Genomic DNA, 20,975 nt, shown 5'->3' with positions numbered 1-20,975 from the left:
ATAGCCTCATTTCGCCTTGCATTAGCACGTCTGCTCTCCTTACAAATCTTTCATTGAATGGGGTGCGTGTGCTAGTCTCGGGGCCGTCATTGAGGTGTATATGAAAATTGCCGATTTATCTCCCCGTAATGAGTTCACTCCCCGTCACATTGGTCCCACAGATTCTGACATCCACGAGATGTTGAAAACGTTGGGTTTTAATTCTTTGGATCAGATGGCTGATAAAGTCATCCCTTCACAAATCCGCACTCAGCATAAATATGAAGATGTCGGTCCCGGCATTTCTGAGCACGGACTTTTGAATCATTTGAAATCCATGGTTTCAAAAAACAAAGTTTACAAAACTTATATCGGCATGGGTTACCATGACACAATCACTCCGACTGTGATTCAAAGAAACATCTTTGAAAATCCAGTGTGGTACACAGCCTACACGCCTTATCAACCAGAAATTTCTCAAGGTCGCTTGGAAGCTCTTTTGAATTTCCAAACAATGATTTCTGATTTAACTGGAATGGAAATCTCAAACGCTTCCTTGCTTGATGAAGGAACGGCGGCGGCAGAGGCGATGTTCATGGCGCACTCACTTTGCAAAAACAAAGCGAATGCTTTCATCGTTTCTCCAGAGATGCATCCTCACGTGATTGAAGTTCTGGGAACTCGTGCAGAGCCTTTGGGCTTTGAGATGATCGTGATGGACCCTGCGAAATACGATTTCGCAAAACCTGTGTTCGGTGTTTTCTTCCAATACCCAAATACAAACGGTGCGGTTGAAGACTACACAGACCTTGCAAAAAAATATAAAGATCACGGTGCTCTTGTAACGGCCTCTGTTGATTTACTTGCGATGACGCTTCTCACTCCTCCAGGAGAATGGGGCGCGGACATGGCTGTTGGTAACTCACAAAGATTTGGTGTGCCACTCGGTTACGGTGGTCCTCATGCGGCTTTCTTGGCAACAAAAGATGCATACAAGCGTTTGATGCCAGGCCGTCTTGTGGGCGTGAGTGTGGATTCACAAGGCAAAGCAGCTTTGCGTCTGGCATTGCAAACTCGCGAACAACACATCCGTCGTGAAAAAGCGACTTCGAACATTTGTACTGCGCAAGTTCTTTTGGCGAATATGGCCTCTATGTATGCAGTTTATCACGGTCCTCAAGGACTTAAGAAAATTGCATTGCGTATTCAACGTACAACTGGAATCTTGGCTGAAGGTTTGAACAAACTTGGTTTTGCTGTAGCGAAGACTCCGTTCTTTGACACGGTCACTGTCACGACAGATAAAGCTGCGGCGATTGTGGCTCAAGCTGATAAAATGCAAATCAATTTCCGCAACTTCGGGAATAACAAACTTGGCATCTCTTTGAACGAGACGACAACTCTTGAAGATGTTGAAATGATCTGGGCCGCTTTCAATCTTGGCAACATGGCAGGCTTCACTGCTTTGTCTGTGGATGAGGCGATGAAAGATGTTGAGTTGCCTGCAAAACTCAACCGCACAACTCCGTATTTGACTCACGTGGTGTTTAACTCTCACCACAGCGAAACAGAAATGCTTCGCTACATCCACTCTTTGCAAAACAAAGATCTGACTTTGACTCACTCAATGATTCCATTGGGATCTTGCACAATGAAACTGAATGCAACAACAGAACTTGTTCCGGTTTCATGGCCTGAGATCAGCAAACTTCACCCGTTTGCTCCGACGTCTCAAGCCATAGGCTTGATCGAGATGATTCACGATCTTGAAAAGAAATTGTCTGACATCACGGGTTTTGCGGCTGTGAGCTTGCAACCGAATGCAGGTTCTCAAGGTGAATACGCGGGTCTTCTTGTGATTCGTAAGTACCACCAATCTCGTGGTCAAGCTCACAGAAATATCTGCTTGATTCCTTCTTCTGCCCACGGAACAAATCCGGCATCAGCAGCTCTTGTAAATATGCAAGTGGTGGTTGTGGCCTGTGACGATCAAGGTAACGTGGACGTTACAGATCTTAAAGCAAAAGCAGAGCAACATCGCGATAATTTGGCGGCGTTGATGATCACTTACCCTTCAACTCACGGCGTGTTCGAAGAAGGTATCGTTGAAATCTGCAAAATCATCCACGACAACGGCGGACAAGTTTACATGGATGGCGCCAACATGAATGCTCTTGTAGGCATGTGCCGTCCGGGTGTTTTCGGTCCCGACGTTTCTCACATGAACCTTCATAAAACATTCTCGATCCCTCACGGTGGTGGCGGTCCGGGTGTAGGTCCTATTGGTGTTGCGGCTCACTTGAAAGAGTTCTTGCCGAAACATTCTTTGGTTCCTGAAGCGGGTCCGGCTCAAGGAATCTCTGCCGTGACATCGGCTCCTTGGGGAAGCGCAAGCATTTTGCCAATTTCTTGGTCTTACATCACGATGATGGGAGCTGAGGGTTTGAGAAAAGCCACATTGGTGAGCATCTTGAGTGCGAACTACATCGCGAAGAAATTGGAAGCTCACTACCCTGTTCTTTACAAAGGTAAAAACGGGCTTGTGGCCCACGAATGTATCGTCGATGTGCGCGAGATCAAGAAAACATCAGGCATTGACGTGACTGACGTTGCAAAACGTTTGATGGACTTTGGTTTCCACGCACCAACAATGAGCTTCCCTGTTGCTGGAACTTTGATGATCGAGCCCACAGAATCCGAATCCAAAAAAGAATTGGATCGTTTCATTGATTCTATGGTGACTATCCGCAAAGAAATCACGGCGATTGATGCTGGCAAAATGGATAAAGAAAACAACGCATTGAAAAATGCTCCGCACACAGCACAGATGATGATGAAGCCTGAATGGAATCATCCGTACTCTCGCGAAGAAGCGGTTTATCCAGTTGAATGGTTGCGCGCTAACAAATTCTGGCCTTCTGTAGGTCGTGTCGATAACGCCTACGGCGACAGAAACCTTGTCTGCTCCTGCCCTCCTTTGGAAGATTATCAGTAGTATTAATGGGGAGACAGCGTCCTGACAATCAGGGCTCTGCCCCGAGCCCCGCTGCCTGATGGCCGTCCGGGCCATCAGGGAATGTATGAGGGTTTTTTATGAAGAAAGTTCTTCTCATTAGATTAGACAAAATCGGCGACCTGATCTGCACCATGTGTGTTGATCAGGTTTCTTTTTTAAAAGACTGTGACGTTCAGTGGGTGATCTCGAAAGGTCTTGGCTTTGTGCCTGACAATGCCGATCCCCAACGCAAGTACATCGAACTCTCTAAAGAGGATTGGAAAGATTCTCTCCGAACTTTGCGCCGCTTTCTTCATGATTACAAACCTGATGTGGCCGTGAGCTTTCAAGCTCCCTGGTGGGTGAGTTTCGCTTTGTGGGCTGAAAATATTCCTGTGCGTGCGGGTGTAAAATCCCAATGGCATAGCTTCTTATTTTTAAATCGTGGACTTCGTCAACGTCGCAGCCTTGCGACTCAGCATGAAGCTGACTACAACTTAGATCTTTTGCTTCACGCCTTTGAGATTGAAGAAGACGTTCTTCAAGAAAAAACACCTGTTTTAAAACTGACTGCTCCTGAAAACATGGCGCTCTTAGATCAGCATAAGCTTTCTATCAGAAACTATGTTGTGGTTCATCCTGGAATGGCGGGTTCAGCTCTGAACTGGCCTATTCCTCGATACATTGAATTGATCGAAAAAGTTTCAGCAACAACCCAGGTTGTTTTAACTGGAACGCCCGCTGATGAACCTTGGCTTAAAGATATTAAAGAATATTTTAAAAACAATTCCAGCGTGCTCTCGCTCCAAAACCTGCTTAAAGCCACAGAGCTATTTACAGTTTTAAAAAATGCGAAGGCTGTTGTTGTCCCAAGTACAGGCGTTGCGCATATAGCAGCTTCTTTGGGAGTTCCTGTTTTAGGAATTTATTCTCCTGTGCGCGTGCAACATCCACGTCGCTGGGCCGCTCGCGGAAAAGAAGTCCATATCTTTATGCCAGAGGTGCCAGATATGGACCAAGTTGATCCGCAGTGTATGGATCAAATTCAAGTTGATGAAGTACTGAAAGTGCTGTCTCAATCGTGAATAAAAAATCCAATCTGTGCATTGGGATTACTGGAAGCTCCAGGCCACCAATCAATCGTCGTCGTGTATTTGCTCAAATAACTTGATTCGCCCGCCATGCTTTGCAACGGTTTGTATACTCCGTTGGCTTCTTCGTGTTTATGTGCTGAAGTTTCTGGAACCACCACCACGACATGACCTGACCGATTCACATTCTGTCTCTGAGTCACAATAACACAAATCTTTCCGCTATTAGCCGCCTCTTGCAATAGCTCAGCGCTGTCGTACCTACGGGAACTCTCACTCGCATCATTTGGATCTCCCGTGTAAACAGTTTGCCAGCCGAAAAGATGTGAATAGGTCGTAAACCAACTGAAAATATCATTGGCTTGAAGTTCACGGGCTTCAGTCCAATAATCAACACCTCCACTTGAGTAACTCAACTGGGGATTTGTCATAAGCTTTCCCGATAAAAGTTGGTCTGCGACCTCTTTGTTTTTAGTGGCATTACGAGCAGCATCAATCCACCAAACACGAGGGAAATAAACTCCGGCTAAGTAACAATAGTCATAAGCATAGATGTTGCAAAAAGTAGCATTCGAAGTTGGAGTATATCGCGCCGAATTTTCCACATCGAGGTAATCAATGATTTCTCCAAGTTGAGAAATCTTTTCCTCTGTACTTACAAAAAGATTCCTTCTTGGCGCGGGAGTTGTGGAAGTTTCCAAAAGATTTAGAGGGTAGGCCCGATAACTAGTGCTGGTTTTCAAGCCTCTGTTCCGGGACAGATTGCAAATCCAATTTACTACACGCAGATTAGTGGAAAGCTGCCCTACAGGAAAAATGGCTCCATAGAGAGAATAACCCGCTTCCGGTTCATTGAGACTAAAATAATTAATTTCATCCACCAGCGCAGAGTTTAAAGTGAATTCCTGTTCTGTTAAGTTTGAGCTCTCATCAGATTCATGGCCCCAGTACACTTTAATAGTTTCTTGGTCTTCATTCACTTCAGTCACAAGCCCCATGCGATTCTCCGAACTACCACTCCAAATCAACACGGTGCCAACGTTCGGTAAATAATCAAGAGGTCCATTGTGGACTGAAACCATGTTAGAGCCTTGCACGGAATCAAAGACTTCGGTTCCAGTAAGTTGCGACATACCGTCTTCAATCTGCATATAAAGGTCGGTGTATTTGAACTCCACCAAGTTATTTAAATTCACCTGTGATGAAGACGCCATACTCAACCAAGATTCTGACAAATATTTTAAAACACTAGACATCGGAACCTCCTCGAACGGCATCAACAAGTTCAGAACCCCAAGAGTCCGGCACTACTACAGAATCGTTCGTCAATTCACTCACCGCTGCTGCCATATAGTCTTCACCGGAAGATGTTGTCGTATCCGTATCATTGCTACTTTCCGTCGAAGTCACTTCAGCTTCCAAAGTGGATCCGTCTGTATTTCTCACAGAGAACGAACCTCCTTTGCTTGCAACAGCCTGAACTGCCGAAGTCTGAGCGTCTGACATTTTTTTATCAGATTCTATGGAAGATAACGGTTTACCTGATGTCGCCCCAGCCCCGATGGCGCTATTGATCGCCTTTTGGGTCAGCTCATTAGCCTGTTCTGAACTGATGAGTCCCTTGGCTTTAGAGTCTTCAATTTTGTCGATGACTCGATCCATGTCTTTGGACATTTTTCCTTGCAACGCTAGTTTCGTCAGATCCGCGGCTTGGCCCGCATAGTATTGAGCTGAGCTATATGCAGAATCCAAAGCTTTGATGGCATTAGCTTGGTTCGCCGCAAGTCCCGTCAAATCACGGAAAGCGTCTGACTTACCCACCAAAGATAACGCAGATGAAAGACCTTGTGGATCTGGAGCTGAAGGACTGTTCTGAATATTAATGATCGGATTTGGGAACGCTTCCGAAGTCATATTGCTCAAACTTTGCGAACGAGTGGCATTTGGATCCACGCTGCCAATAGCCGTTGGACTATCAGGAATAGGTGACTGCTCCCAACGCCAGAAGCGATCTTCTTCAATTTTCTCACAGCTATTGCAACTTCCCATGACCGCTTCAGCAAACACACCCTTTGTGGGAACTGTGATCGTCGTTGGATCTGGATCGTTAGTCCGATAAAGTTCGAGCAGATCAATTACTTTACCTGTGCTATCCACCGGATATTTAAATGTCGGATTGATGTACTGACCTGGAGCCACAGGCATAATCAAACTGTTTCCAACAACACCGATTACTTTATTATCGACGACACTCGCGACGCTGCGGCCATTCACCCCCGTGCCCGTGCAGACGATACCATCTAAAAGCATGAAGCGACGTTCAGGAGACATCTTCACCCAAATAGCCTTATGGTAAAGCTCGATATTCGCATTCAGATGATCAATCAGGTTGTTACACAAAGTGACGTCCTCATCCTTAGGATTGTGTTTTTCCTTTTGACTCAGTGGCGTATAGAGCCACACGTCATCGGCTGTGGTGATATCATTGTTGACGCCCGTATCCGAAACCAACCAGCCATCAAAGTGCTCCGTTGAGTAAGCTATTTTAGCTGACTTCACGACGACACTGCTTCCCGTTGGCAAAAGATAGGAAGCAGGGACCAAGCTTGAATAAAGATCGTAAGCATCCGGGAAAAGTGTTTGGAATGCGGAAATAGAATCCTTTCCAAACTGCGCACTGAGCTTGAGTTGCGTGATGGACTCTCTTGTAAGCTTTGGCATACTGCCACTGCTGCGGATAGAAATTTTAAGTTCCACTTTATTGCGGAATTCCGACACCAGAGTGCAATCAATAGGAACTTCAGTGGCGTTTCCGTCTTTATCGATCGCATAAAGTCTTAACTTATTTACAAACTCCTGTGCAATTTTAGTTCCGTATTCGCTGGCGAAGTAATCATCCAAAGCATTTTGTTGTGCCTTGTATCTATTGTAGAAGCTGCTGGCAGAAGTATATGGCATCAGCAGTGATGACCATAACCAATTCTCGGCCACAAACTCGTCTGTGGAACTGTTGGCCGGGCATCCCAGTCTAAAGATGACGCTGATGTCCCCTTTAATATTTAAAACTTCTTCCTCACAATACTTTCCATCAGGAAAGTTCGCGTGTTCCCAGTTATCCAAGTAACGTTTAATCGCAGGCAAACCTTTTCGGTATTGAGGCAAATAGATGCTGCGATTTAAAATATCGTACCAACGATTCGCTTTATAAACATCAAAAGGCTTCATCTCCAAAGGAACAAAAAGACATTCCTGAACGCCGACCAATTTTTGATAGACCTTGAAATGCCTCAACACCTCAAAATACTGCATTGTCATGGAGTGACAGTGATTGTAGTTGGCGACGCTTTCACTAGTGACCTGAAATTTTTCGCCGTCAGATACTGTTTGAATCACAGTGCTTCTTTGATTACGCACAGATGACGCTGATTGCGTCGTGCGATCTGAAAGCGACTGATGACTTGAGCCCGTTGTCTCGCGAAAAGAATCCTGACTGGCTGTGGAAGAGGCTTTTGAGCTGCCTCCTGAAGCTCCAATGACGGCGCCAAAAGCGACTCCATAAAAACCAGCGACACCTGTTCCACCGCCGGCAGAAAAAGAACTGCTCTTTGCCGTGGAGCTTGCATCAATAGATTCAGAAAGGGTCGCATTGACGATTTCATTGATATCTCGATCTCGGGAAATCTCGGCGTCAAGTCGCTCACTATATGAAAGCGAGTCGTCGCGCATTCCTGAAGTCTTGTGTTCCCAGTCATAAACGACAATTTGCTTTTTCTGTCCCGGCGCCAACGGCAAGCTGTACAGTAGGTCACCGATGGAGTATCCATCTGCCGTCCAAATTTGTTTGAATTGCAGAAGATGTCCGTGTGCAATTTCTGTAGCCTGGTAGATCGTAGGATCTTCATCCCAATCAACAACATGTGTATCATCTAAACGACTTCTCCCCCCATAATCTGCCGTCGCTCTGTCGACAATACTTTGAAGTTTACTTCTTTCATTAAGTTGAAGAAGTTCATAAATGTCTTTGGAGCTCAAAGACTTCTTCTTTAGCATGTAGGATGAAAGCACATCCCTGCTGATAGAATAATTGTTAAGGAGGGAAATCGCAGAATTATCATCAATCAAATCCTTGGAAGAAGATGACGCCCCTGTTCCAAACATGAATTTATAAGAATCCAAGAATCCCGGCAGTAACCAAGGCATGTCACCCAAAAGGTCCCGAACCTTCACGTCAGGTGTGTCAGTCAAAGTAAGTCCTTTGACTTTAGGTTCCGTGATTCTCACCACCGTGTAGTAAGAAAATTCCTCTAAAATTTGCTTGTCTCTCGTGAAGTCGAGTTCACAACCACAATCTTCTGTCTCTGGGGCTTCATAATCAATGACAAGAATGAGTTTTTCCGGAAAGTTGTCTGTATCCGAATCCGAGAGCTTGATATCAACCTCGGACTCGCCTTTCAACCCTACCAGAGCATAAGCGCTTTCAAAATAGCCACTGATGTAAGGAATCGTAAAATAACCAAGGCTATCGGTTTCCGCATATCCCGAAATGACATAGTCACTGCTTGTCGGATTTTCAACTGTCGACGTATAAATAATAACAAGAGCATTGGACATTTTTTCGACATTATTTGAATCCAATACGCGGCCCTGAATATACTTTGGCATCTGTAAATAAAGATCCCGGGAAACGGGCTCTGCGATCGTAAGAGGTTGCGCATTTTCAAGCTTTAAACTCAACTGACCATTTTGAAACTGCTCCTCAGTAAAAATGGTCCTTGCTGTTTGCACGCCACTCGGAAGTTTTGCATAAGCCACAATCCCTTTTTCCAAAAGGACCGGAAATACCTCGACGATTGATATCGTATAGTTGCTGTAATTGTAATCAGGCTTTGCATTGGTGGAGCGCACAACAACCAAGTCGTCCATCGCCACACTGTATTCAATAACAATACTGATGTCGCTTGATTCAAAACCAGTTTGATTTGTGATGGAGATCGTACTTGTATGTGTGAACGTGAGCACTGATGGAATAGAAGTAATATCGGGCAGTGATGGTTTAATATCCGAGCCCCCGCTCCCGGCATTAGGTTTTGCCGGTTGAGTTGCATCTAGAACTCCGGGATTGATTTTATCGAGAATGTATCCGCTAACCCCTTCAGTGATTTTTTTCTCGCCGAATGAAAAACTCTTTCCCAACTCCGTGATGACTTCTTGAGAAAGTCCGGGAACTGAAGATAGAGAACCTTTATTTGAAAACAAACCCTTCTTAGTTCGAGTTTCCAAAATTTCTGCTGCTATTTCAGAATTGACTCCCGGAATTCTTAATAGATCTTCATACGTCGCTTTGTTAATACTCTTGATGCTCATAAACCACCGTCCGCGTTGGTAAACAATTTTTTTTGAACATCTCATAATAACTTCGAGTGAAAGTCGATGAACTCTCACAAAATGAAATGACTTAAAGACCATCGTCGAGAGATGCGTCCCCTGTAATTATTTTGCGCAGACCACGATGGACTCATGGACGCAACGCTAAAAATCCACTCAGAGAATCAAAAAGAGTTCCGGTGAAATCCCAGAACTCTTTTATAATCTTTGTTTTTCTTTTAATGCTGGTGAGGCGGCAGAGCAAACTGAGCCATGCCTTGAAAATCAATTACAACAACGGGTTCATCGCCAACAACCCAGGAATCATGCCCTGGAGGGATAACCGCAATGTCGCCAGCTTTAAACTCCATTTCATTTCCATCATCCATGCGTGTTCGTAAAGTTCCTGATATTTGATATGAGTAGTGCAAAGCTTGGCAGCTTTCAGTTTTTGCAATGGGCTTTACAGATGTAGACCATCTCCAGCCAGGTTGCAAAGTAACCTTACCAACAGTCATACCGCCAACGTTCACAAGCTCTATTTTTCCATAGGGAATATTGCGAACCTCATCGGGTTTCGCAAAATTTTTATGGGCGATGTGACTCATGTCTTTTACAAATTGCGGATTAGGTCTAGTGGTTTGTTGCTCTCTTTGCGGCTCCATAAGGGCCTCCTTGCAAGTGAGTAAATACTTACTTTGAGTTTACTCCCCGGATCTTGCGTCGAAGTACTCGATCCTATAGTATTTTAACAATGCAAAGACAATTCACTTATCCTGCCTCTTTCGAAGACTCTCTCACAAAAGCTTTGGCCAGTTTTCAGCTCACGCTGAAAGATTCCAAGGCCTTGGCGAAATGCGTATTGGCACTTTCTGATTATTTCATTCACAAACCAGACGCCCCAACACCTTGGAATGAAACATGGGCCCAGGTGGCTTATCTTTGCTATTACCTCCCGCTCAATGCCACACGTCTTCATGGAATTATCGAAGAGGCTGACAAAAGAAATTTCTTTCAAGGTTTGGAGCGTGTGATTGATTTCGGCGCGGGATTGGCAACAGCGTCTTTGGCTCTTTCCGAAAAACATTCTTTCAAATTTCAATTGATCGAAAGAGCGGCGGAGCCTCAAAAAATTATCGAAAACTTCTTCCCGCAATTTCAGGCAGAGGAATGGCAACGCACCTTCAGTGCTCCGAAGCTAAAAGATCCTAAAAAAACTTTAGCCGTTTTCTCGTATTCTTTGACGGAACTGAGCGATATTCCCGAATGGGCTTACCAGTGCGAGGCCCTGATGTTAGTGGAACCTTCCACTCAACAAGACGGCAGAAAGCTTTTGCAACTTCGTCAGAAGCTTTTAGAAAAGGGTTATCGCGTCTGGGCTCCGTGCACCCACGAAGGACTTTGTCCGCTGCTAACACAATCCAAAACAGACTGGTGTCATGATCGCGTGCATTTTGCGGCTCCTGAATGGTTTTTAAAAATGGAAGAACAGCTTCCAATGAAAAACCGCACTTTGACGATGAGTTATCTTTTAATGCGAAAAACTTCGGCAGAGAAAATCAACGCCGCACGAGTGGTTGGAGATCAACTCAAAGAAAAAGGCAAAGACCGTCAGATGATTTGCCGTGGTCCCGACCGCGAATTCTTAGCGTGGATGCACAAATCCAAAATTGAACAAGAAATTCCCCGCGGAGTTTTGATTGAAATTCCCGAAGATACCCAAAAAGTTTCCAACGAAATTCGCGTGCAAAAGGAAATTAAGACATTATGAGTTTTGACGACAAAGAACAACTCCCACCGATGGAAGTTCCTAAAGAAGCTCTTAGTGAAGAAGCCCTGCATGGAATTATCGAGAATTTCATTCTAAGAGAAGGTACTGACTATGGCCGCGAAGAAGCGGCTTTCGAAACAAAGTTTAAACAAATCAAAAAGCAACTCGACAACGGCGATATTAAAATTGTTTTTGATCCCAATACAGAAACTGTAGGTATCGTCACAAAAACAGAATGGCAACGTCTGCAAAAAAAGTGAGTCCCAGTCCTGACGCAGTTATCTGCTCTCTCACGGAAATCGCCTGAACAAATTCTAATTGCTATAGAGCGCTTTTGACTCAGAATGATCCGATTCTGAGTTCCTGAAACGTTAAATTAGGAACAAATTCCTCAATGTTCGCTCCGAGAAAGCCGATATATAAGTACGTGTTTAGGACTATATATGAATATTTGGAACGTTTCGGTCACATTCATACGTCTTCTGCTGCTGGGCTGGATGCTTGGTGGTTGCACGCTTAAAGGCGACATCAGTGCCACGGCCCTTATTCCTAATTTGAAAGCCGCGAGCAGTCCTGCGTATTACACCAATAATTCTGCTATCAAAGTGACTGTCTCCTTCAACCGACCACCGCAAACTCTTTTGTCTGAAGAGTTTCAGTTGGTGAACGCAACGATTGTCGACATAAAAAAAATCGACGAGACGACTTATGTCATTGAACTCACGCCCATTGACCAAGGCTTAGTCTCCTTAACTCTGCCTCAAGGATCAGCCTTGGGTGCTCACGGCGAAAAGTCTGAAAGTTCAGAAGCCTTTGAAGTCTATTTTGACGACGTCATTCCCGTGATTGGCAGTGCCACTGTTTTACCTGCGGCTGTCAGTCCGAATCCTTTACCCACTATCGACGGAACCACGGAACCTAAGTCCATCGTGACTCTTTATAATTCCATCACCTGTTCTGGACAGATTCTTGCCAATACCACGGCCGACGCCAGCACAGGACTGTTTCATTTTCCAGTGGGGAATGCGCTTACAGCAGAAGGATCGTATTCTTGGAGTGTTCTTTCTGAAGATGCTGCGGGAAATTCTTTTTGTTACCCATACCCTTTGGCTTACACCTTGGATCAAACCAATCCGTCGACTCCCACAATCAGCGTGGCCTTCGGAACTATTCAAGACAGTCCCGTTGGAATCGACATCGCTGCTTGCGATGACCAAAATCAAAATCCTGATTCTTTTTATAAAGTGATCTTCACTCAAGACGGTGCCGCAGCTCCTGCTCTCACGAATGCCGATTGGATGAATTGTGCTGCTGGAACGAACTATGTTTCTGTGGCGGGTCCTGACGGCGCTCACACTCTTACGATGTGGGTTCGTGATGAGGCCGGTAATATTTCAAAAAGCAATCAAGTGAGTTTCACTCTTGATACTTCTATGCCGACGCTGACTGTACCAACAACGGCCTCTTTAAACCGCAACAGTGCTGCGACAACTCTGTTTACCAACGCTCAAGTCGATTCGAATGAAGAAACTCAAGGGACTTATTCTCTTCCAACTGCGAGTTCTCCAAAATGTTCCGATTATGGAACTGTGAGTATCGATGCAGCAACGGGAGCCCTGACTTACACTCCGACAGCTCATTATTTTAATCGTTACAGCGGAGCGGATCACAACGGCGGACCTTGTAAAATCAAAGTTCAATTTTCAGATAATGTCGTACCAACTCCGCACTCCGTTTCCCAAGAAGTCGCCATCACTGTGAATTTTGTGAATGAAAATCCACAAATCACGGCATGGCCTGGAACAAATGGAACGGCTGCGGAAAAGTGCGGTAACAAATGTTTTGCCAATGCGATCTTCGATTTGGCATTTACCGCAAACCCTGGTGGGAATCCTTTCCCTGACCCGCAAAATCTAACTTGTTCAGCGACCACAGCCGATGGGTATTACGTCGACGTCGCTTCTTGCAGTGTCACTGGGACTTCGGGAACTCTGTCTTTGCAAATGGGCGCAGCTCACCCATCTGCCTCAGACACGACTCTGATCACTTTGACTGTCAGCGATGGTATTGTGACAGATACAAAAACATTCGGTGTGCATGTGGATAACTATGTGATGAGCATGTATCCGGCTCTTGCCGTCAGCAGACCGCTTTCGTGCATCATGTGCCACGCTAATATCCAAGCCGACCTTGTCACTGACTTTGGTATCGCTGAAGCAAACTATGGTAATGCCAATGACATTTTGGGTTTTGCACGCATCAATGGCTCTCACATGTATCACGTCGACAATAACACAATTCCGTTTTCAATCACGGGTTCCATGTACATGCCTGATATTACGGTCACCGATAAAAACTTCATCAAACAAGCTACATCGAATCCAAATGCGGCTCCTATTAATTTAAAGAATTTTTTCACAAACCCTTGGAACTACTATGAACCCGTCGTGAATGCTCAAGGTGGATTGATAACAGATGGGGACGGTTACGTTCAGGTCAACCCTGCTCCGACGGCTATGCCCGCGTGGCCCATGGCAAATATCCAAGGCGGAATCACACTTAAAACGGCTGTTAAAATCCGCGCACCTTCTGACGCGGAAATTCTCGCCTTGGATGCATCATTAACTGCGGGTACGACAGCTTTTACTTACAAAGGGCCTAATTCAAAACCAACCTTAAGTGGATTGCAAATCCATGACTACGGCTACGGAAGCTTTGTGCGTAACAACGGTACGATCGTTTGTTATGGAAGTGTGATTATCAGCGGAACTTTGCATTTGGTAAATCCTGATATTCAGACAGATGACGTTGGTTGTTCTATTTACGTCGCAGGCAACGTATTTATTGAAACCACGCGAAGTCCTGCGATCAATTATGTCGGCGGAGCCACGTCACCGACTTTGCAAATCACGGCGTCACGCAATTTACATATGGGCATCGGCCTTTATGATCTTTATGCGATTCGCAACTCTCAAGGCGCTTACACAGACGCGCAAAAAATTGCGAATGCCGCCAATCCCGGAGGTCTGCGCGATGCTGCAGATGCCGCTCTGACAATCAAAAGCAACGACAACGCCGGAGCCTTCGAGTTCATGAAGTGTCCACTCCGTCCCGAACACGTCAACTATCTTGAAACGCACTATGTTTCTAACGGAAATTATACCGCTTGCAATCCGGCAACAGAAAATTGCGGATGGGCTAATGCTCTTTTTAACAATTGGACGGGTGTTGTTACGAACTACGATCACATCACTGATGACAGAGTGATTTATCGCTCTTCAACGAATACGTTGATCAATCCAGTTCAGGCTTATGAAACTATGTGCCGTTATAACGGCGCTTATCAAATGACGGACTATGCAAATTACGGTTGGACATGGGCCGGTTACTGGGGCGAGCAACCTACAAAAGTAGGAGCCGCATCCATCAATGCTCTTCGCCTTTCGACAATCTTTGATCACTTACGAGTGAATGCACAAAACGTTCACAGTCGTTACTATGGAGAGTTCCGCGGGTCCGTTATTTCGCCTTATGCCCTCTTCGCCGTCGGTAATTTAGTATTCAAGTACGACACTCGCCTAAACAGCGTTGTGCCCTATCCAAAGTTGATGGTGCCAAATCCTATCTTTGATGTTCAGTAAAGACCGCGACTTGAAGAGCTCTATTGACGTCTTATAAGCTGCCACTGATTTAAAAAATTTGTTGCAGCATCTTTGTCCTGAATATCCCCCAAGGTTTTTAAGTCTCCCGCAGTTCTAAGTCCCTCAGGCAAAACCGGACACTTTTTTTCCGTCTCGACTGGAGGCACACCTTGAACCGGAGAATTCAGATCAGACCCAAGATATGTATTTTTTAAACCAATCTCTGTCGCTACTTCATTCCACTGCACTAGAAAGGGATTTCCATTCTGGCAGTCGCCCTCCTGCACAGGCGTATGAACCAGCATTTCTTTGGAAGGCAGAAGACCCACGGCCCCGCCCTCTTGACCAATCAGTTTCAATAACTTCCCATCAATACCACGATCTGTGCCGTAGTATTTTTTAAGAACCGTGTGAGTCACTAAAAGAGGATAACCCTTAGGTCTTGCTTGCACAAAATATTCAATCACTTCATCGGAAGCGTGACTCAGATCAATCCAAAGTTTTTTATCGATCAAATACTTAAAAAGCTGCTCACCCATCGGAGAAAGAGCCTGATATTTATAAGGCATAAAAAAATCTAGAATCGCTTGAATAGGACTAAAAAATCCTTTTTGCTTGGCGGGTTTGCCAATTCTTCTGCGAAGATCGCTAAAGTGCAAAGGTGTCACAATGCGAATCGGATATTTCTCGATCAGCTTATCAAACAAAACTTGTTCTTGAAAAAACCAAGCGCCTTCCAAAGAAAGGAGAATGACCTTGTTGCCCTTTTTGATTTCTTCTTGAGCTTCCGCTGGTTCTTTAACGATTTTCCAGTGAGGATGCAATTCACAATACTTATTAAGAATTTCCATCTGGCTATCGAACTGTTTTTCAATATCTCCCCAAATCGGATTGATATAAATCACAGCCACAATCAATTGCAGTTGAGATTGCTCAAGTCCTTCGAAATCAATGCGTGATTTAAAACGAGAGTCCCATGAAGTCGCAGGAGCTTTGCTATTTAACGATCCCGAATAGAAAGGAGACAAGGGAACATCCATCGTCAGATGCATGTGCAAATCGACGGCAGCTTGTGCAGAATTCGCGGCGACGATTAAAAAACACAAAAGGACAAACTTCATCAACATGGTCGAAGCTTATCAGGCTTCCTTCAATAGTCAAAAATCCAAATAAAAAACCGAGTGATCCGTTAAGACCACTCGGTTGATCGAGTTTTGATTTATCAAAGTTCAACGTTTAGTCGTTAACGCCGAAACCAGACACAGGGAAAAGCGACACAGAGATTTGGTACGTCTTCCCTTGCGCTACTCCTGAATCGAGAAACTGAGCCAATTCCTTACGGAAGGCTTTGATTTTCTCTTTTGCTTCAGGAAGGCGGTTTTCATCAACTGTGATTGAAATAGTTGATTGCTCGCGCTCTTCAGTCGGCATTTTCTCCAAAAGACGCTCAAGCTTGCGCTTCATTTTTTTCTCGCGGCTGATTTCGCCGAAACGAGAAAGTTCATCTGGAGTGAGGTTCAAACGCTCCCCGAACATACGAATTGTTCTCATAGTGACAGTTCTTTTGCCGTTTAGAATTTTGGACAAGAAAGACGAGTCCACTTCTAAATGGCGAGCGAACGCACGCAATGAGTAACGGGGATAGTTTTGGCTACGACGAGCCAATTCATCTTCAAGAAACTGTCTAAAATCTGAGTTTTTATTTACGTCCTGCATGAGGACACAATTATTTATCGGGCCCCTATTAATCAATATTTTGTTCACAGCCTTACAGACATTTAATAATGCCATTCGGGGTGCGTCATAAAAGCGCCAAACATTACTTAATTTTTATCGAATATCAATAACTTACGAGTGCGTCCTCGCTCTTCAACTTCGTAATGTTCATTACAAAGTCTGTACCCGAAATTGTGGTTCTGCAGGAAGAACTCCCGCAGTTTTTCTTCATCTCTTTGAGGACATAATATCAATCGCTCAGCATGCAAAAGACCCTTCTTATTCATTTCTTGAAGGATCTTAAAAATAGTAAAAGCACCAACTCCGGCAATCACGATGGAGCCACGGAGCGGCTGCTCTACCCTCTCCCCCATTTGCGAAAAAAAATACGCCTGGGAGGGAGATTCTGCACGATAGTACTCTTCATCGAATCGTTTTTTGAGTCGAGCGATGATCTGCTCCACCTTGTCGACAAAATACACTTCTGGAAAAAGTCCGCTTTCATAGGCGTTGAGGCCGAGGTAGCCATGGTCGCAACAGAAGTCCCAGACCGGTTTTCCGGGCAAGAGAAGGTCGTAAATAAGCTGCATTCGGGGCGAAAGTTTAAACATGGAGCGAGTCAAAATAGAATCCTCATTGACTGTCTGTCCAGAGGAAAGGACACTCGGGCCCATGAAAAAGACACCTCTCGCAGAAACACATGAAAAATTGGGTGCCCGCATGGTCGATTTCGCCGGCTGGTACATGCCTGTTCAATACGTTGGCCTTCGTGAAGAGCACGATAACGTGCGCAAGAACGTAGGACTTTTCGACGTCTCTCACATGGGAGAAGTTCGCGTCAAAGGACCTAAAGCTCTTGAAACTCTTGAATGGTTGACGACAAACGATGTTGCAAAACTGAACGACGGAGAAGCTCAGTATTCTCTTCTTCCGAATGACCAAGGCGGATTGGTCGACGACATCATCGTTTATTGCTTGAAGAAAAACGAAGACTACCTTGTGTGTGTGAACGCTTCCAACAAAGACAAAGACTTTGCGTGGATGACGAAAAACAACAAGGGCGCTGACATGACAGACGAGAGTGACCGTTGGGGGCAAATCGCCATCCAGGGACCAAAAGCTCTTGAATTGTGCGATCGCGTTTTCGGATTCAAAGTGAGTGAGATGAAATCTTTCACCGTGAAAGCCGGCCAATTCCAAAACTATAAAATCATGGTCGCAACAACAGGCTACACGGGTGAAAAAGGCTGTGAGGTCTTTGTTGAAGCTGCGGGAACTCCGGCTTTGTGGATGGCTCTTTTAGAGCAAGGTAAAGATTTGGGAGTCATGGGCATCGGTCTTGGCGCTCGCGACACTTTGCGCACAGAGATGAAATACTCTTTGTACGGTCACGAAATTGATGACACGACGAATCCATACGAGGCCGGCCTTGGCTGGGTTATTAAACCCGCTAAAAAAGACTTTATGGGAAAAGCCCAAATTATAGGCAAAAAAGAAACCGGATTAACTAAAAATCTTGTGGGATTTAAGATGCTTGAGAAGGGTATTCCTCGCCAAGGTTACAGCCTATTTTCTTTTGACAACAAAGAAATCGGCAAGGTAACAAGTGGTACACACTCACCCACTTTGGATGAACCTATTGGTATTGCTTACGTCGACGTGGCTTACGCAAAAGAGGGAACAGAATTCCTTCTTGATATCCGCGGTCGTAAAGTAAAAGCAGTAGTGTGCAAGACCCCATTTGTAACGAAATAAGGAGCCGAACATGGCATTTCACATCCCTGAAGACTATTACTACACAAAAGAACACGAATGGGCTCAAGTTGACGAGAACATCGTAACTGTTGGAATCACTGAATTCGCTCAAGATCAATTGGGTGAAGTCGTTTACGTGGAACTTCCAGAAGAAGGTCAAAAGATCACTCAAGGTCAAACTTTCGGTGTGATCGAGTCTGTTAAAGCCGTGAGCGACCTTTATGCCCCTGTTTCAGGCACTGTGATCGAAGTTAATATGGCTTTGGGCGACGACCCATCTGTATTAAACGACGACCCAGTAAATGAAGGTTGGTTGGTTCGTATCGAAATGGATACTGAAAAAGAACTCGCAAACCTAATGAGAGCTCCTGATTATAAGAAATTGATCAGCGAGAAATAGTTTTTTCTTGCAAGGTAGCGCAGAAGTGCGCTATCACTTTGTTTCGAATTTAAGGTGTGCCCCGCTGGTGAAATTGGCAGACACGCTAGACTTAGGATCTAGTGCGCAAGCGTGGGGGTTCAAGTCCCTCGCGGGGCACCAAATTTAAAAGAATAAAAAAGCGACCCAAGAGGTCGCTTTTTTATTTTCTATCATCTTCTAATATCGGCAGGCCCAGTTCTCAACGGCATAACCAAGTGACTTCACCGTTTATTCACTGGCCGTGAACGTTTCTGCTTCTTTTCAGGCTTAGGAATTGATTTGATGAAGGCCTTGGCCTCTGCCTTTTCTTCATCTGAGATTCGCGTAAACTCTGTGTTGGTCAAGGCTCCAATCAACGCATAAGCATAGAGGGAATGGCGATGCTTAGGATCGTATTCAATAAGCTTCTTCATGGTCTTTTTCCAGCCCAGCTTAATAAACTGCTGCGCTGTTGTGATACCGATTTTTGCGAATTGCTTTTCTGTCACTGCGCCTAAATTTTTTAGATCAGAAATTTTCTTGGCCTTCTTTAAAATGTCCTCCGCCGGTTCGTCAGAAAACATCCGTGGCCGTCGTGTATCCAACTTCACAGAAACTTCATCATCGGCTTTCTTCTTTGTCGACTTGGCTTTTTTTCCTTTGGGTTTAGGGATACTCCCCCAAAAGCTGTGCGGCCTTAGCACTTCACGAATAATATCGGAAACGAGTTCGTCAAAACCTTCCGTATGAATTGGCAGATACAACCACTTAGGTAAAATAGAATGAGGAGAAAGCTCAGGAAACTTCCCGAGAGCCTGCGGTTGAAATTCACGCTCAACCGGGAACATAACACCGTTCCATCTTTTATCGTCGGATTCGAAAATAAGAAGTACGATTTTGTCTTCAATATAATACGCAAATCCACCAAACATGGATTTGCGTCGATACCTTTCTTCAGGCAGTAATTCTTCGATCCACTTAAGCTCACCAGGTTCTTTTGCCATGGGCCTAAGTTAAATGATCCTAAGTCGTAAAATCAAAGGTAAAAGAGATTTTCTGTCCGTCTGTAAGGTAAATGTAGATGATATAAATGCTGCAATATTCAGACTCTGTGCACTGATCACTGTTAGGTGTGAATCCATAAATAGCTTTGACCATTTTATTTTTTACAAAGTATTTCAGGACATCAGCCACTCCTGATTCTTTCACGTAAGTATCAGAAAGAATGTATTTCCAGTTAGTTTCAGCTTCATACTGATAGCCTCTGTCAGCATCATACAAGTTTGCTGCTAATACACGTAAAGTTTGCACTTCATTGAAAGCGGCGACATTGTAAGTGGCGAAGTCACAGTCCCCGTTTCCAACATTTTCACAAGCATCTTTCAATTGTTGTATATGTTCTTGAAACTCGATTTCAGGAAACAAAGACAACTGCTCTGCATGAGAACGCATGGAAAACAAGAAAGCCAAAGTAATAACGATAAGAGACATTGATTTATTCATATTAAGCTCCGTTTGGATAGAGCCTTTATAGCCACCCTGCTTCACTTTGTTAAGTGAATGAAAATCAAGTTATTATGCCTTCAAGGAATATCTAAAAAATTACATCCCTACACCAAAAGGTTTAAAACCCAGCCCTAGAGCAAGAACATTGAAAGAAAGTAATTATACCAAACAAAAAATATAGCCGACAATGGAGTGCATGCAAAAATGGGCACGGCATCTCCTTGTTTTTGTATGGGCCACTGTGAGCGTTGTCTCCGTTTCCTTGCTTCACGGTTCCCATGTCTTCAGTCCAAACCCGCAAGGGCGTTGGGTGCTTACACATATTATTGATCCAGCGAATAGAGAGAACAAAAGAATTGAAGACTACCTTCTTGGTCGCGAGTCCATAAGGGTCTTTGATGAACTTGTGATCCTTCTTAAACCCAACATGGAACTTCGAGAGAGCCTCAAAGAGCGGGGCTACATCGTCTCATTCGGTAACCTTGAAACTCTTTTAGATAATGACCCCAATTTCCAAGCACCTTATTTTCTGGTGACTTCTCCTCATGGCGAGGGCGTCTATGCGGGAGCTTATGGACAAAAAATTCAAGACCTGGAAATCGCGCAAAGCTATTTCAGCAATAAGACATTATCGAATTTTCCAATTTCCGGTTGTGGTAATAGTGTTCGCGCCCAGAAGTTTTTTGATCCGCAATCCATCATACTTGCTCAAAGAGCGGAGCTGTGAATTTTTGCATTGCATTATCACCCTAATTGC

General features: G+C 44.6%; 16 protein-coding genes and 1 tRNA gene. 9 read left to right on the top strand and 8 right to left on the bottom strand.

Features of this window, described 5'->3' with window-relative positions; genetic code table 11:
- The first annotated feature begins 100 nt into the window (after positions 1-100).
- Positions 101-2,974, top strand: coding sequence for an aminomethyl-transferring glycine dehydrogenase (gene gcvP / locus ACL934_RS03760; RefSeq protein WP_374077827.1), 2,874 nt, complete (start codon positions 101-103; stop codon positions 2,972-2,974).
- Between the two features lie 98 nt (positions 2,975-3,072).
- Positions 3,073-4,059 (top strand): glycosyltransferase family 9 protein, encoded by a 987-nt coding sequence (locus ACL934_RS03755; protein ID WP_374077825.1) that lies wholly within the window; start codon positions 3,073-3,075, stop codon positions 4,057-4,059.
- On the opposite strand, the gene ACL934_RS03750 is transcribed toward ACL934_RS03755, so the two are convergent.
- The 3 genes from ACL934_RS03750 to ACL934_RS03740 form a co-directional block, all read right to left on the bottom strand.
- Positions 4,050-5,321, bottom strand: coding sequence for a hypothetical protein (locus tag ACL934_RS03750; protein ID WP_374077822.1), 1,272 nt, complete (start codon positions 5,319-5,321; stop codon positions 4,050-4,052). The two genes, ACL934_RS03755 and ACL934_RS03750, sit on opposite strands and share 10 nt — an antisense overlap.
- The gene (locus ACL934_RS03745; protein ID WP_374077820.1) at positions 5,314-9,429 is read right to left on the bottom strand and encodes a helix-hairpin-helix domain-containing protein; all 4,116 of its coding nucleotides are present in this window, start codon (positions 9,427-9,429) and stop codon (positions 5,314-5,316) included. The genes ACL934_RS03750 and ACL934_RS03745 overlap by 8 nt, the downstream gene beginning before the upstream one ends.
- Positions 9,430-9,668: 239 nt before the next feature.
- On the bottom strand, positions 9,669-10,037 hold the full coding sequence (locus tag ACL934_RS03740) for a cupin domain-containing protein (protein WP_374080429.1): 369 nt from the start codon (positions 10,035-10,037) through the stop codon (positions 9,669-9,671).
- Positions 10,038-10,183: 146 nt separating this feature from the next.
- On the opposite strand from ACL934_RS03740, the gene ACL934_RS03735 reads away from it, so the two are divergent.
- The 3 genes from ACL934_RS03735 to ACL934_RS03725 all read left to right on the top strand — a co-directional run bounded on the left by ACL934_RS03735 (position 10,184) and on the right by ACL934_RS03725 (position 14,841).
- Positions 10,184-11,200 carry a small ribosomal subunit Rsm22 family protein gene (locus ACL934_RS03735; protein ID WP_374077817.1) on the top strand — a complete coding sequence of 339 codons (1,017 nt, stop codon included), beginning with the start codon at positions 10,184-10,186 and terminating at the stop codon, positions 11,198-11,200.
- On the top strand, positions 11,197-11,460 hold the full coding sequence (locus ACL934_RS03730; RefSeq protein WP_374077815.1) for a YheU family protein: 264 nt from the start codon (positions 11,197-11,199) through the stop codon (positions 11,458-11,460). Before ACL934_RS03735 ends, ACL934_RS03730 begins: the two co-directional genes overlap by 4 nt.
- A gap of 183 nt (positions 11,461-11,643) precedes the next feature.
- Positions 11,644-14,841: a hemagglutinin gene (locus tag ACL934_RS03725; protein ID WP_374077812.1), complete on the top strand. Its 3,198-nt coding sequence runs from the start codon at positions 11,644-11,646 to the stop codon at positions 14,839-14,841.
- Between the two features lie 20 nt (positions 14,842-14,861).
- Here ACL934_RS03725 and ACL934_RS03720 read toward each other — a convergent pair whose 3' ends face one another.
- The 3 genes from ACL934_RS03720 to ACL934_RS03710 form a co-directional block, all read right to left on the bottom strand.
- Positions 14,862-15,968 (bottom strand): membrane dipeptidase, encoded by a 1,107-nt coding sequence (locus ACL934_RS03720; protein WP_374077809.1) that lies wholly within the window; start codon positions 15,966-15,968, stop codon positions 14,862-14,864.
- 109 nt (positions 15,969-16,077) lie between these two features.
- On the bottom strand, positions 16,078-16,557 hold the full coding sequence (locus ACL934_RS03715) for a DUF4423 domain-containing protein (protein ID WP_374077806.1): 480 nt from the start codon (positions 16,555-16,557) through the stop codon (positions 16,078-16,080).
- Between the two features lie 107 nt (positions 16,558-16,664).
- Positions 16,665-17,168, bottom strand: a complete 504-nt coding sequence (locus tag ACL934_RS03710; RefSeq protein WP_413613124.1) for a tRNA (adenine(22)-N(1))-methyltransferase TrmK — start codon at positions 17,166-17,168, stop codon at positions 16,665-16,667.
- Between the two features lie 61 nt (positions 17,169-17,229).
- Here ACL934_RS03710 and gcvT point away from each other — a divergent pair, with 61 nt between their 5' ends.
- From gcvT to ACL934_RS03695, 3 genes are all read left to right on the top strand, one after another.
- Entirely contained in the window at positions 17,230-18,312 is a 1,083-nt protein-coding gene (gene gcvT / locus ACL934_RS03705; RefSeq protein ID WP_413613123.1) for a glycine cleavage system aminomethyltransferase GcvT, read from the top strand.
- Between the two features lie 10 nt (positions 18,313-18,322).
- Positions 18,323-18,712, top strand: a complete 390-nt coding sequence (gcvH, locus tag ACL934_RS03700) for a glycine cleavage system protein GcvH (protein WP_374077799.1) — start codon at positions 18,323-18,325, stop codon at positions 18,710-18,712.
- A gap of 58 nt (positions 18,713-18,770) precedes the next feature.
- Positions 18,771-18,853, top strand: a tRNA-Leu gene (locus ACL934_RS03695).
- A gap of 101 nt (positions 18,854-18,954) precedes the next feature.
- Here ACL934_RS03695 and ACL934_RS03690 read toward each other — a convergent pair.
- Positions 18,955-19,716: a TfoX/Sxy family DNA transformation protein gene (locus tag ACL934_RS03690; protein ID WP_413613122.1), complete on the bottom strand. Its 762-nt coding sequence runs from the start codon at positions 19,714-19,716 to the stop codon at positions 18,955-18,957.
- Between the two features lie 19 nt (positions 19,717-19,735).
- Positions 19,736-20,215 carry a hypothetical protein gene (locus tag ACL934_RS03685; protein WP_413613121.1) on the bottom strand — a complete coding sequence of 160 codons (480 nt, stop codon included), beginning with the start codon at positions 20,213-20,215 and terminating at the stop codon, positions 19,736-19,738.
- 199 nt (positions 20,216-20,414) lie between these two features.
- On the opposite strand from ACL934_RS03685, the gene ACL934_RS03680 reads away from it, so the two are divergent.
- A complete protein-coding gene (locus ACL934_RS03680) occupies positions 20,415-20,945 on the top strand; it encodes a hypothetical protein (protein ID WP_413613120.1) in 531 nt (176 codons plus the stop codon).
- Positions 20,946-20,975: the final 30 nt, after the last annotated feature.

This window comes from Bdellovibrio sp. HCB-110 (assembly GCF_047323225.1).
GTDB lineage: Bacteria > Bdellovibrionota > Bdellovibrionia > Bdellovibrionales > Bdellovibrionaceae > Bdellovibrio.
Note: the sequence above shows the minus strand (reverse complement) of the source record. Positions and strands in the feature narration are given on the sequence as shown.

Excerpts from the sequence above, each read along its gene's own strand:
- ACL934_RS03685 (WP_413613121.1), bottom strand. The coding sequence starts at position 20,215 with ATGAATAAATCAATGTCTCTTATCGTTATTACTTTGGCTTTCTTGTTT.
- ACL934_RS03755 (WP_374077825.1), top strand. The coding sequence starts at position 3,073 with ATGAAGAAAGTTCTTCTCATTAGATTAGACAAAATCGGCGACCTGATC.
- ACL934_RS03740 (WP_374080429.1), bottom strand. The coding sequence starts at position 10,037 with ATGAGTCACATCGCCCATAAAAATTTTGCGAAACCCGATGAGGTTCGC.
- ACL934_RS03745 (WP_374077820.1), bottom strand. The coding sequence starts at position 9,429 with ATGAGCATCAAGAGTATTAACAAAGCGACGTATGAAGATCTATTAAGA.
- ACL934_RS03720 (WP_374077809.1), bottom strand. The coding sequence starts at position 15,968 with ATGTTGATGAAGTTTGTCCTTTTGTGTTTTTTAATCGTCGCCGCGAAT.
- ACL934_RS03680 (WP_413613120.1), top strand. The coding sequence starts at position 20,415 with ATGCAAAAATGGGCACGGCATCTCCTTGTTTTTGTATGGGCCACTGTG.
- gcvP (WP_374077827.1), top strand. The coding sequence starts at position 101 with ATGAAAATTGCCGATTTATCTCCCCGTAATGAGTTCACTCCCCGTCAC.
- ACL934_RS03710 (WP_413613124.1), bottom strand. The coding sequence starts at position 17,168 with ATGTTTAAACTTTCGCCCCGAATGCAGCTTATTTACGACCTTCTCTTG.
- gcvT (WP_413613123.1), top strand. The coding sequence starts at position 17,230 with ATGAAAAAGACACCTCTCGCAGAAACACATGAAAAATTGGGTGCCCGC.
- ACL934_RS03715 (WP_374077806.1), bottom strand. The coding sequence starts at position 16,557 with ATGCAGGACGTAAATAAAAACTCAGATTTTAGACAGTTTCTTGAAGAT.
- ACL934_RS03750 (WP_374077822.1), bottom strand. The coding sequence starts at position 5,321 with ATGTCTAGTGTTTTAAAATATTTGTCAGAATCTTGGTTGAGTATGGCG.
- ACL934_RS03690 (WP_413613122.1), bottom strand. The coding sequence starts at position 19,716 with ATGGCAAAAGAACCTGGTGAGCTTAAGTGGATCGAAGAATTACTGCCT.
- ACL934_RS03735 (WP_374077817.1), top strand. The coding sequence starts at position 10,184 with ATGCAAAGACAATTCACTTATCCTGCCTCTTTCGAAGACTCTCTCACA.
- gcvH (WP_374077799.1), top strand. The coding sequence starts at position 18,323 with ATGGCATTTCACATCCCTGAAGACTATTACTACACAAAAGAACACGAA.
- ACL934_RS03730 (WP_374077815.1), top strand. The coding sequence starts at position 11,197 with ATGAGTTTTGACGACAAAGAACAACTCCCACCGATGGAAGTTCCTAAA.
- ACL934_RS03725 (WP_374077812.1), top strand. The coding sequence starts at position 11,644 with ATGAATATTTGGAACGTTTCGGTCACATTCATACGTCTTCTGCTGCTG.